Source organism: Neisseria sp., assembly GCF_030523955.1.
Taxonomy (GTDB): domain Bacteria; phylum Pseudomonadota; class Gammaproteobacteria; order Burkholderiales; family Neisseriaceae; genus Neisseria.
The window spans coordinates 1-11,559 of sequence record NZ_JAUNHL010000077.1 but is presented as its reverse complement, the minus strand read 5'-3'; the positions used below and the strand labels follow the sequence as shown (position 1 = coordinate 11,559).

Genomic DNA, 11,559 nt, shown 5'->3' with positions numbered 1-11,559 from the left:
ACCTTGCTGTGCTTTTTGCCTTGCATACGCGGTTTTTGCCTCAAAAAACCACTTCTCCGGTTAATTGTCGACAGACCCTAGTGGGTTTCGGTTGAATCGGTGCTCTTTTTCACTGCAGACGGTTGTTGTGTTTCCATCAACGGCTGCGGGGCGGTATCGGGAAGAATACGGTAAACGACCCGATTGATATTGCGCAGGTTTTCGGCTTGTACGATTTCGTCGGCGATTTCCATGGCTTGGAAGTTGTCGGGATCGGCCAATTTCCACATATCATCGAGGATTTTGCGGCCGCAGTCGCCGGTGAGCAGGGAGCCGGGTTTCACAAATTGATAGTGTTCCGACAATAATTTAATCCAGCCATCAGGTTGGCGGCGCACGATGTGGTGCGGTTTGAGTTGTGATGGGTGGCTCAAACCCGCGCTGCCGACGATGTCGGCCAGAGAGCGTAGGGTGTTGGCATGGAAGTTTTTCACACGTTGGGATTTATCGGGAATATCCAGCGCTTTCTGGCGCGAGGGGTCTTGGGTAGCGACGCCGGTGGGGCATTTGTTGGTGTGGCAGGAACGCGATTGGATACAGCCGACGGCAAACATAAAACCACGGGCGCTGTTGCACCAGTCGGCACCCAGCGCCATCATTTTGGCGATGTCGAAGCCGCTGATGATTTTGCCGCTGACGCCGACTTTGATTTTGTCGCGGATGCCTGCGCCGACCAAGGTGTTTTGTACGAAGATAAAGGCGTCGACCAAAGGCATGCCTATGGTATCCATAAATTCGACCGGTGCGGCGCCGGTACCGCCTTCTGCACCGTCGATGACGATAAAATCCGGGTAGTCGTTTTCTTCCATCATGGCTTTGACAATGGCCATGAATTCCCAAGGCATACCGATGCAAAGCTTGAAGCCTACTGGTTTGCCGCCGGAGAGTTCGCGCAATTGCTGCCAGAATTTCACCAGTTCGCGCGGGGTGGAGAAGGAGCTGTGGGTGGCGGGGGAAATGCAGTCTATGCCCATCGGAATATCACGGGTTTCGGAGATTTCGCGGCTGATTTTGGAAGCGGGCAATACGCCGCCTTTGCCGGGTTTGGCACCTTGCGAGAGCTTGATTTCAATCATTTTGACCTGCTCGAGCGAGGCGCGTTTGGCAAAAGATTCGGGGTTGAAGTTGCCGTCTTGGTCGCGGCAGCCGAAATAGCCGGTACCGAGTTCCCAAATTAAATCACCGCCGTGTTTGCGGTGATAGGGGCTGATGCTGCCTTCGCCGGTATCGTGGGCGAAGCCGCCTTCTTTGGCGCCTTTGTTGAGTGCTTCGATGGCGGCGGCGGATAGGGCGCCGAAGCTCATGGCGGAGATATTGAATACGGATAAATCATAGGGTTGTTTGCACAATTCGTTACCGATGTGTACGCGGAAATGATGGTCGGCTATAGGGTGGCTGTTGCCGGAATGCAGAAACCACTCGCTGCCGACTTTGTTGAGGTCGTTCAGGCTGCCGAAGGCGGTGGTGCTGTCGATGTTTTTGGCGCGTTGGTAGACGATGGACCTTTGCTGGCGTGAGAAGGGTACTTCTTCTTTATCGTTTTCCAGAAAATATTGGCGGATTTCGGGACGGAAGTTTTCCAGCAGGAAGCGGATGTGTCCGCCGATGGGATAGTTGCGCAAAATGGCATGGCGTTTTTGTTTGAGGTCGCGGATGCCGAGCAAGGTGAAGGCGAGCGAGGGGAAAAACAGCCACCATATTTGCAACAGTAAGCCGGCAATGGTTAAAGCGATGGCCAACCAGAATAGGCCGAGGCGCGGCATCACCAAAAAGGCGTAATTGGCGGAACGGGTATTGGTGGGCTTGGGCTCTTGCTTGCTCATGGGGAATCCTGAATGGTGATGTGTTTGTAGTGGTTTGTAATTTTAGGATTATAATGGTTTTTTTGCTAAATGGTTGTGGTTGGCGATATAGTTTTTTTTAATGATATGGCGGATTAACTTTACTTTCGCCACGGTGTTGCTGCGCCTTAGCTCAAAGAGAGCGATTTGTTAAGCCGCTATATTTGTCGGTTGGCGAAAATATTTTCAGACAGGCATACTTATTTGATTGATAGAAAAAAAATCAAAATCTTAAATATGACTTGATGTTAAACTCTAAAATTGCGCTTGCTGATTTCAATCTTACTTTTACTATTTACATAAAAAAAGATAGATGAGTTTTAAGTTTCTAAGGAAAAAATGGATTATTTGAACGAGTTAAACCGGAAGGTGTTTATGTGGATCAATGCTCATTGGAGTGCGGATCCTGTTTATATTGAGGGTGCCATTTGGTTGGCGGAATATTTGATCGTGTTGTTTTTTGTGGTGTTGCTGGCTTATCTTGGCTGGAAGCACCGCAGTGACAAGCGTATTTATTTAGGCGTATTGGGTAGTATTTTGGTGGCCATCAGTATGGCTTATTTGATACGGAAAGGTTTTTATCATCCGCGGCCATTTGTTTTGGGGATAGGCACCAATTTTCTGGAACATGGTGCGTCGTCTTCTTTTCCGAGCAAACACATGACTTCGATGTTTTCCGGTATTTTGTTTTTGTGTTTGCTGCCGGTAACGCGTTGGTTTGGTTTTTTCTGGCTGGCACTGGCGATGCCGGTGGCGTGGGCCCGGGTTTATTTGGGTGTGCATTGGCCTTTGGATATAGTAGGCGCGTTTGCGGTCAGTTTAATCGCGGCGCTCTTGGTTTTGGCGACACAGCGCTGGTGGGGCAGCAAAACGATTCAAGCGTAGGTGTTGTTTAACCGAAACAAAGTACCAAACAGGGAATCAATCTTTGATAAAAAATGCCTGTCTGAAAAGTTTTCAGACAGGCATTTTTTTGGGAAATCTATCCGCGAAATATTTAAGGCTGGAAAGTAGTTGGAGCTATATAATAATATGGTGATTTAAACCTTGGCATCCTAAAGTAGTTGGCAGCGCTTTTGATTATTTGTCGAATAAGGAGCGAGTTGAATGAAGATTGTAAAATCACCTTGGTTATGGTGCTGTGCGGTTTTGCCGATTTTGGCAGCCTGTCATACTGGTTTTTCACAACAAGATATCAATGCGATGCGCTCGCTCACGCCGAAACAACGCGATCAAGTCGGTTACGAGCTGGCTGCCGAATTGCGTCGCACCAGTCTGAGCGATACGAAACAATACCGTATCCGTGATATCCGCTATCGGAGTAATAGCGACACGCTGGTTTATGATGTGGAAATGAAGGGAATGGAAGGATATAAGCCTGATGCGGCAACGAAAAAAAGGTTGAAGCAGGAAGGGGATAAGCTGATTGTTCAGGCCGCGTGCGAAAACCGTAAAATGCGTTCTGTGGTGATGGATGCCCGTTTCGGTATTGAGTTTCGAATGAAAAACGGAAGCGGTGTGGAATTGATGCGCCCGCGCATCGCTCCGGGGGGATGCCCGTAAATATAGCGGATTAACTTAACTTTCGCGAAGGCTCTGCTGCGCCTTAGCTCAAAGAGAACGATTTTGTAAGCCGCTGAAGCGGCAACAGAATCGGTTCCGTACTACTTGTACTGTCTGCGGCTTGCTGCCTTGTATCGAAAGTTAATTAAATCCGCTATAGCTGTGTTGCAAAGAAAATGCCTGTCTGAAAACAATTTTCAGACAGGCATTGTTTATGTGGTTATGCATAGAAGATATAAGCCCAGAAGGCCACCAGTATGATGCAGAGGATATTGAGCAGGAAACCTACCCTCATCATTTCTTTCTGTTGTATCAGACCGGTACCGAACACAATCGCATTGGGCGGTGTGGCTACCGGCAGCATGAAGGCACATGAAGCTCCGATGCCGATGACGAATACCATCACTTCTTTGGGCAAACCCATTTGGGTGGCGACGCTGGCGAAAATGGGTACCAAGAGCGCGGCAGCGGCGGTATTACTGGTTACTTCAGTTAGGAAAATGATGAAGGTTGCCACTGCAAAAATCACGATTAGGGGATGTGCCAATACGAAAGTGGTCGCCAGTTGCTGGCCGATGGCTTGCGATGCTCCGGAAGTCTGCAACAGATTGCTCAAGGCGATACCGCCGCCGAACAGCATCAGCACGCCCCAGTCGGTGTTGCGGGCGACTTCTTTCCAGCGCGCCACGCCCAATACCACCACGGCTACCGCTGCAACCAGAGCGATTACGGTATCGGGATTGGAAATACCGAAAGCGTCTTTAATTTGCGAACTGAAAATCCATGCGAATGCGGCGGCGATAAAAATCAGCATGGCGAGTACGCGATGCAGCGTCCACGGGATATGCTCGTCTTTCACTTCGACGCGTTGGCTGAAGTTGGGTCGCAAAATGATATACAGTGAAACCAGCATCAGCGGCAGAATCAGCAACATCATCGGTAAGCCCATTTTCATCCAGCCGACAAAGTCCAGATTCAGCGCTTTGGCGGCAATGGCATTGGGCGGCGAACCGACGATGGTGCCCAAGCCGCCGATGCTGGCGCAATAGGCAATGCCGAGCAATACGAATACAAAGGTTTTGCGGTCTTTTTCACGATCGATATGATCCATCATGCCCACGGCCAGCGGCAGCATCATGGCGGCGGTGGCGGTGTTACTGATCCACATTGAGAGAAAGGCTGTGACGGCAAACAGCATGCCGATGGCTACTTTCATATTGCCGCGCGAGAGAGAAATCAGCCAAATGGCAATTTTGCGGTCCAGCTTTTGCATGTGCAGGCCGGTGGCGAGTGCGAAACCGCCGAAGAAAATATAAATAATCGGGTCGGCGAAACTGCTCATCGCCTTTTTGATGTCCATGTCGGGAAAGCCGAGCAATACGGCCAATAGCGGTACCATCAAGGCGGTGATGGTAATGTGTACCGCTTCGGTAAACCACATGATGGCAATGAAAATCAGCACGGCGATGCCTTTGTTGACATCGGTTTCATAAGGGAGAATATGAAAGATACCGTAGCTGACGACGGCGGCAATGATTGCGGTAATCAAGCCTTTGAAATCGGTAATCGGCGCTTGGGCGCTGAGCAGCTCGACATTGTCGGGGCGGTTTTTGTCGGAAGTCATAATTTTATTTCCTGTGTGGTTATTGGAAAACGCAGGCCGCCGAGAATCTTGCTTTGCGGCTTTAACAGGGCAAATACAGTATAAGTGTAAGGGTGAGTAGTTGTAAACTATAGTTATTGAATTGTTAAGATTCTGGAAGAGAGCAAGGTACGTGCCAATTCTTACCGTCAATTTAAAGAAATGATTCTTTAAAAGAGAAAAACAGGCAGTTTTTCATCGGTTTATCTGAATGAAATGACTGCCTGCGGAAGTGATATGGAGAAGTTTAGGCACTTTCTGCCATACTCAGAGCCTGTTGGATATCGACTGCCACGATGCGCGATACCCCTTTTTCCTGCATGGTTACGCCGATTAACTGTTCGGCCATTTCCATGGTCAGCCGGTTGTGCGAGATGTAGAGGAATTGGGTGTTGGCCGACATTTCTTTCACCAGATTGCAGAAGCGGCCGGTGTTGGCGTCGTCCAGCGGGGCGTCCACTTCATCGAGCAAACAGAACGGTGCCGGGTTGAGACTGAACAGGGCAAAGACCAAGCTCATGGCGGTGAGCGCTTTCTCGCCGCCGGAGAGCAGGTGGATGGTGCTGTTCTTCTTGCCGGGCGGCCGGGCCATGATGGAGACGCCGGCGGTGAGCAAGTCGTCGCCGACCATTTGCAAATCGGCTTCGCCGCCGCCGAATAAGGTTGGAAAGAAACGGTGCACGCTCTCATTGACCGTATCGAAGGTTTCTTTAAAACGCGCTTTGGTTTCGTCGTCAATCTGGGCGATGGCTTGCTCCAGTAAATCAATTGCCGATTGGATATCTTCGTTTTGGCTGCGGTAATAAGTGTCGCGTTCGCGCGCTTCGTTCAATTCTTGTAAGGCGGCCAGGTTCACCGGCCCCAGCGTTTCGATTTCGCGGGCAAGATTACCTATGTATTCGCCGAGTGCCCGAGAATCAGCTGATGGTTCGGCCAGTTGGGCCAAAGCATCGATATCTGCCTCGCGCGCGCTTAAGTTTTCATGATAGCGCTTGGCATTGAGCAGGGCTTCTTGCTGTTGCAGCAAGGCGGTTTGGGTGGCGGCTTGCAACTGCGGTAGCGTGGCGGCCAGTTGCTGTTGGCGGGCATACATTTCCTGCCCTTGGCGTTGGATGTCGGCCAGCCGGTCTTGGGCACTGATGAATTGTTCGTCTAAGGTTAATACTTCTTCAGACAGGCATTCCAGTTTTTCGCGCTGTTCTTCGTCTTGCTGTTCGTTTTCAAAAGCCAGTGCCAATTCGCTCTGCCGCTCCTGCCAATCTAAGTCTTGCTGTTGCAAAACGCTGATTTGATGTTGTAATGATTGTTGGCGTTGTTGTTGTTTGTGAACGGCTACTTCGATGATGCCGTATTGGCGGTTGGCTTCCAGCAAGGATAGGCGTGCTTGTTTCAGCTGATTTTGCACGGCTTGCCGCGTTTCGTTTAAATCCTGTTGTTGGCCGGCGAGGGTGTGTATGGTTTCTTCCAGCAATAGGATATCGTTTTGCAGGGTTTCCTGGCCTTGTTGCTGAACCAGCTGCTCTTCGGCCAGTTGCAGTAATTCCTGCTCGATATGTTCGCGCCTAAGCTGCCCTTGGTTTGTGCGGGCGAGCAGGGCGGTGGCTTCGGCTTGTGCATTGTGCAATTTGGCAGCGTGCTGGCGTTGTTGCAACATCAATTGCTTTTGCTGCTCTTCCTGTTGTTGCACAGCCGCTTGCAGGAAGTCACGTTTTTGTTCGGCATCGGCTAGCTGCGGCGAGAGGACGGTCAGTTGCTGCGTCACCTCTTTCAGACGGGCTTGGTGTTTCAGCAAGTTATCGGCGCTCTCTTGCGGATAGATAACCGCGCCTACACGGTCAACTTGGTGGCCTTCCGGGGTCAACCAGATTTGGTTTCCTTGTAAATCGCCCTGGTGGCTAAGGGCAAATGCCAAAGTGGGGGCGCACAATACGCCGTCCAGCCAATAAGCCAGCGCGTTTTGAAAAGGCGCGCGCACCTGTATCTGATTGATTAGGGCTTGGGCAGGCTGGACTTTTTTATGAGGCACGGCCGTTGCGTGGCACCAAGCGGCGGCGGTAGGCGGCAAAGGATCGGGCGGGCAGAAATCTGCCGGTACGGCACGGGCGTGCAGGCGGTCGGCCAGCACCACCGATAAGGCATGTTGCCAATCGGGGCTGACGCTCAATTGCTGCCATAGGCCGCCGTCTTTTTCTTGGGCAGTATCTTGCCAGAAATCGCGTTTATCTTTTTGGGGCAATACCGCTTCAATCGCTTGCTGTTGTGCCTGCAAAGCGATGTGTTGTTGGTAAAGTGCGTTGTATTGCTGAATGCCTGTCTGAAAACTTTGTTGCAGCTGATCGAGCCGGTTTTCTCCTTCGGATAACAAGTGTTCGTACTCTTCATGCTGCTGATGCAGCTGTTGCGCATATTCCTGTGCGGCCGCCAAGTCGGCGGAGGCCGGTAAATTCAGGGCTTGTTGTTCGGCTTGCAAACGGCCTTGCCGCTGGATTTGCTGTTGCAGGTTTTGCTTAAGGTGCGCCAATTGCTGCTGTTTGAGTGCCAATTCGCGTTTGAGGCGGTTGAGTTCGTCCTCCTGGCTTTGGAAAGCGTTGTGCAACTGTTGTTGTTTCTCTTCCAGCTCAGGAAGATAGAGTTCGCGTTCGCTGACTTGTATTGCCCATTCGCTCAATTCGATCTGCTTTTCTTCCAATTCGGTGGCGAGCAATTCGTTTTCATCCAACAAATTCTGGCGCTCTTGATGGATGCGCTGTAATTGCGATTGCGCAGCTTGCCGGTCGCGCTCGATGCGTTGTTGCAGATTATGTTGCGAGCGTAGTTGTTCTTCCAAACGGGCAATCTGTTCGCGTAACATCGCGCGCTGGTTGCTGAGGCTTTGCGTTAATTGCTGTTGTTCCTGCTCGGTGGTGCGCAGAGCGTGAAAGGCTTCGTTGGCGCGTTGGTTTTCCGTTGCGGTTTCCTCTTGGCGTTGCAACAAGGTTTGATATTGGGCTGTGGCATGGTCTGCCGCGGCTAAGGCTTGTTGCCATTGGGTATAGTCCAGCAGGTCTTGCTGGTGCGCCAGTTGTTGGGTGAGCAAGTGGTAACGTTCCGCGGTAGCGGCTTGCTTCTCCAGTTTCTCCACTTGCCGCCCCAATTCGGATTGCAAATCGGCAATCCGGTGCAGATGTTCGCGCGTATCTTTCAGACGGGCCTCGGTTTCTTTGCGCCGCTCTTTATATTTGGACACGCCGGCGGCCTCTTCGATATAAGCACGTAATTCTTCCGGGCGCGCCTCGATGATGCGCGAAATCATGCCTTGCTCAATCACCGCATAACCGCGTGCGCCTACACCGGTACCCAAAAACAAATCGGTAATGTCGCGGCGTCGGACGACTTGGTTGTTGATGTAATAAGTCGATTCTCCTTGGCGGGTAAGTTGTCGTTTGATGCTCACCTCAGCATATTGCCCCCACGGGCCTTGCAAAGTTTTATCGCTGTTGTCGAATACCAATTCTACCGAAGCACGGGGAGCAGGGCGGCGGGTAAGCGCACCGTTGAAAATCACATCCTGCATGCTCTCACCGCGCAACTGTTTGGCTGAGGCCTCTCCCAACACCCAACGTACCGCATCGATTACATTGGATTTACCGCAGCCGTTCGGGCCGATAACCGCGACCAATTGGCCGGGCAAATGGATGGTAGTGGGGTCGGTAAAGGATTTGAAACCGGCTAGTTTAATTTGAGTAAGTTTCATGGAAATTTTGTGAATATTGAAGATGATGGTACTTTACAAGCTCAAGAGGAATGTTAAAAGATTTTGGAGATTATATCGTTTAATTAATGTTTGAATGCGGAGATTGTTATGGTTCTCTTAATATTCCCAGTTATAACATCATGAAAACTTGATTTTATTGTTGTCTCTTATATACAACTTTGGGTTAAGGATTTTGCTCTAGAGAGGTTAAAAAATACGCATCTTACATTATTGATTTATATGAAATAAATAATATCTTTGAAATGGGAGTCGAATGAAGTCGGATTTATTGTTGTATTGTGTATCGAATTGCTTCTATTTTCATCAATTTCCTATATGCCTTTTATCATTGTTGTTTACCGCTTGGCCAGAGCTAGCAAAGATTAGTTTTCAAAATCATATAACATAAGAATATGTAAAAGAAGGAACTAATGTTGGGATGATATTGTAGTGGTTTCCGTATCCGGCCAAGAGTTTAAACTTGTTTAAATATTTTCAGCCGTTTTGGATTTCACTGCATTTAATATAGTTCAGTTATCTATGTAAACGCGTCACTTTTCAGTTAATAAATAAAATCCGGGAACTTCTAGGAGTTTAGAATAATGAAATTAAATAAATTAGTTAAGCAGATGGCACTGATATTGCCCTTGTCTTTATTGGCTACTGGTTGTGTTTATCAAACCAAAGAAAAATGGGTTGATACAACGTCTGCTGCATATAGTACCAGTGTGCCGGATGGTCGCTCGTCTGTTGTATTCTATCGTCAGGCGGATGCTGTCGAAGGTTCAACGGTTAATATCTATGTAAATGGCCAATATTTGGGATCATTGCAACCTAATGCTTATCGCCAAGAAACCGTGTGTGCGCAAAACCAGCGTTTCTTTGCGGAATTTACTAATAACGACGCGGGCTACAATGAAAAAGCCAATTCCGGTGATTACTACAACCTGCCCGAGTCTGCTGTTTCATTCTTTAAAATTGTTCCTGGTCAAAATGGCCGCCCCGCATTGCAAGCGGTTTCTCCAGAGCAAGCTGAAGCTGAAATGAAGGGGGTTCAACACCAAAATCATACACTTTCACGTGTTCAGGTAGCGGAACAATGTTCGGAAGTATTGAAAAAATATACCCTGCAAGCTTCTGCATTGTTCAAATTTGATCGGGCCTCTTATCAGGATATGCTGCCCAAAGGCAAGCAGGAAATTGCTGCTGTATCACAAGATATCAAACAAAATCCGAACCGTATTGGAGCGATTCAAGTAATAGGCTATACCGATCCGGAAGGAACGCCGCAATATAATGACAAGCTTTCTTTGGAGCGTGCGAAAACCGTAAAACAAGCCTTGGCTGGTTCGGGCTTGGATGCTAATTTGATTACGCCGGAAGGTCGTGGGGAAACAGATCTTATTGTTAGCGATTGCAGGAAGCTTCATCCGAAAGATGCTGCCGCTCGTCAAGCGTGTGATCAACCGAATCGTCGCGTAGAAATTATCTTGCACGGTGAAAAGGCTAAATAATCAATAGTTTTGAATTAAATGAAGGTCTTATAATAAAAAATCAAAATAGGATTTTATAAAAAAGACCACTTAAAAAATTAAATAATATATAGGTGAAGACCATGTCTAAAAATATCACTCTTAATGTCAACAATTCAAAGTCAACATTAGAAACCTTGCAAATTCAGACAGGCAAGGGGGAGCCGCTGCGTATTCCTGCGCAAGAAAATGTTAATTATCAGTTTATTGACGATGCTACCTCGTTTGGCCCTGAAAATATTATGACCAAGCGTGTAGGCGACAATCTGGAAATTGCTTTTGAAGGTACTGATATCAGCAATCCTGATTTGATCATCGAAGGTTATTACGCAGATGGTGCAAACGCTAATTCAAGTCTGCTAACTGGTATGCACGAAAATGGTAATCTGTATCCTTATGTGCCGGAAAGTACCGTTCCGGGTGATGCGGTTACTATGCTGGCTGATGAGGTTTCTGCTGGTCAGGCATTGGGTGGTGAAATTATTACGACTACTTTATGGAGTCCGGCATGGTTGTTGGCTGCACTGCCGCTTGCTGGTTTGGCTGCTGCAGGTGGTGGTGGAGATGATGATTCGCCAGCACCGAGTATTGCGGTTAATGCACCGGATAATACTACAGATAACACACCAGAAATTACTGGTACCGTAGAACATATGCCTCCTGGCACCACTGTTAGCGTTGTTGTTACTGATAGTAGTGGTGCTACTCAGGTGATTACTACTACAGTAGCAGAAGACGGTTCGTACAGCGTTACACCTACTACTCCTTTATCGGACGGTGATTATACTGCGGAAGCGACAGCAACCAATGGTGATCAAACTGTTAAAGCAACCGATCCAGGTTCGGTTGATACCACTGTACCGACTATCACCGTAGATGCACCGGATAATACAACTGATACTACACCGACTATTAACGGTACCACTGATGCAGGTGTCGGTCAGGTCGTTACTGTTACTATTACTGACAGCGCAGGTAATACTCAAATTGTTACTACCACTGTATCAGAAGACGGCAGCTACAGCGTAGACGTACCGAACCCGCTGCCGGATGGCGACTACGGCGTAACTGCCACCGTAACCGATCCGGCCGGTAACGAATCGAGCGCGACCGATCCGGGTTCGGTTGACACCGTCGCACCGACTATCACCGTTGATGCGCCGGACAACAGCAACGACAACACCCCGACCATCACCGGTACCACCGATG

At 48.9% G+C, this 11,559-nt stretch carries 7 protein-coding genes; 4 read left to right on the top strand and 3 right to left on the bottom strand.

All coding sequences use genetic code 11. The features are described 5' to 3' along the window. Positions 1-77: 77 nt before the first annotated feature. Entirely contained in the window at positions 78-1,862 is a 1,785-nt protein-coding gene (locus Q4C79_RS12150; RefSeq protein ID WP_303091285.1) for an FMN-binding glutamate synthase family protein, read from the bottom strand. A gap of 393 nt (positions 1,863-2,255) precedes the next feature. Between Q4C79_RS12150 and Q4C79_RS12145 the strand changes: the two genes are divergently transcribed. Together Q4C79_RS12145 and Q4C79_RS12140 are read left to right on the top strand one after the other, a co-directional pair. Continuing rightward, on the top strand, positions 2,256-2,765 hold the full coding sequence (locus tag Q4C79_RS12145; protein ID WP_303091284.1) for an undecaprenyl-diphosphatase: 510 nt from the start codon (positions 2,256-2,258) through the stop codon (positions 2,763-2,765). A 222-nt stretch (positions 2,766-2,987) separates the two neighbouring features. Beyond that, entirely contained in the window at positions 2,988-3,443 is a 456-nt protein-coding gene (locus tag Q4C79_RS12140; protein ID WP_303091283.1) for a hypothetical protein, read from the top strand. 220 nt (positions 3,444-3,663) lie between these two features. Here the strand turns inward: Q4C79_RS12140 and Q4C79_RS12135 are convergent, their stop codons facing one another. Both Q4C79_RS12135 and smc read right to left on the bottom strand, forming a co-directional pair. Then, on the bottom strand, positions 3,664-5,067 hold the full coding sequence (locus Q4C79_RS12135) for an SLC13 family permease (protein WP_303091282.1): 1,404 nt from the start codon (positions 5,065-5,067) through the stop codon (positions 3,664-3,666). A 265-nt stretch (positions 5,068-5,332) separates the two neighbouring features. Continuing rightward, on the bottom strand, positions 5,333-8,818 hold the full coding sequence (smc, locus tag Q4C79_RS12130) for a chromosome segregation protein SMC (protein ID WP_303091281.1): 3,486 nt from the start codon (positions 8,816-8,818) through the stop codon (positions 5,333-5,335). Between the two features lie 602 nt (positions 8,819-9,420). Here smc and Q4C79_RS12125 point away from each other — a divergent pair. Beyond that, the gene (locus Q4C79_RS12125) at positions 9,421-10,332 is read left to right on the top strand and encodes an OmpA family protein (protein ID WP_303091280.1); all 912 of its coding nucleotides are present in this window, start codon (positions 9,421-9,423) and stop codon (positions 10,330-10,332) included. Between the two features lie 101 nt (positions 10,333-10,433). Then, positions 10,434-11,559 (top strand): Ig-like domain-containing protein (locus Q4C79_RS12120; protein ID WP_303091279.1); only part of this gene is annotated, 1,126 nt, incomplete at its 3' end.